Annotated in this window: 2 protein-coding genes; both read right to left on the reverse strand. The window is 46.3% G+C overall.

Going from position 1 to position 922, the window contains the following annotated elements:
- Positions 1-20 precede the first annotated feature (20 nt).
- On the reverse strand, positions 21-380 hold the full coding sequence (locus PO883_RS34595) for a hypothetical protein (RefSeq protein WP_146046778.1): 360 nt from the start codon (positions 378-380) through the stop codon (positions 21-23).
- 4 nt (positions 381-384) lie between these two features.
- Positions 385-922, reverse strand: a 538-nt coding sequence (locus tag PO883_RS34600) for a hypothetical protein (RefSeq protein WP_289313822.1), incomplete at its 5' end; no start/stop codon positions are given.

The following is a 922-nucleotide window of genomic DNA, read 5'->3' on the forward strand; positions in this document are numbered from 1 at the left end:
CTGGATCCTGCACGGTTAGATCAAAGCGAGTCAGTCACTTTCCAGACCCAAACATCTATAAGATTCCCGTCTTTATCGAACCCCCAGTTGATGGTCCCAGACTCCGTCGAAAAAAGGCCGGTGCGATGGTCTGCTAGCGATGCCCAGATGCTTGCGACGCCAACCGTTTGGCCTGTTCGTTGATTCAAATATCCAGCTTTCTTCGAGTTTTCGCACTTCAATTTTTTCTCAGCGCAATAACTCAACACGACCTCAAATTTGGTGCCGATCGGTGTCTCTTTTAACAGCCGGTCCCTAATTTCGTTTTCATCAATACATCCGGTGAGCGCAAAAAGTAGTGTTGTCACTAAGCCGAAAATAATAGATCGCATAAATTTCATTGAATTACCTCCCAAAATTCGCGCGCGGGACGGGGAATTGATACCCAGGGGTCCGAGCGCCAGTGTTGCCAGGGGCGGGCATCACAATGTTAGCAGCCTGACCAATTCCCGAAATATAACTATTAGAGTTGTACTCCCCCGATGACGGAAATAACGTGTAAGGGAGCGTGTTCTTGTTATAGTTGTCGCCCAACTTGAACAATGTATCAATCAAATCATTCTCGCTGCCATATTCGCACGGCACTTCCAGAGTGGTTCTATTGACGCCTTTTTTAGATACATCTTTGTCGCGATTTACACCGCCCACCAAAATGCCTCGATCCGGTCCGGCACCGACCGTAGCATAGTGATCTCCATATTCGTTTACGTTCTTAAATCGTGGGTCATTTGCATACCGCCCCTGATCTATTGGGGTAATAATAATTTTCGAGTGGTAATTTCCCCCAAAAACATTATGATTTGCGTATTCGATTATGAGTCCAGTGGAATCCGAATAATTGACTGGATTTCCCCCCACATAGCCATAGGTATTAATCCCACCA

The sequence above is a fragment of the Massilia sp. DJPM01 genome (assembly GCF_030348125.1).
Classification (GTDB): domain Bacteria; phylum Pseudomonadota; class Gammaproteobacteria; order Burkholderiales; family Burkholderiaceae_D; genus Telluria_A; species Telluria_A frigida.

Bases quoted from the DNA above. Each gene is read 5' to 3' on its own strand.
- PO883_RS34595 (WP_146046778.1), bottom strand. From the start codon at position 380: ATGAAATTTATGCGATCTATTATTTTCGGCTTAGTGACAACACTACTT.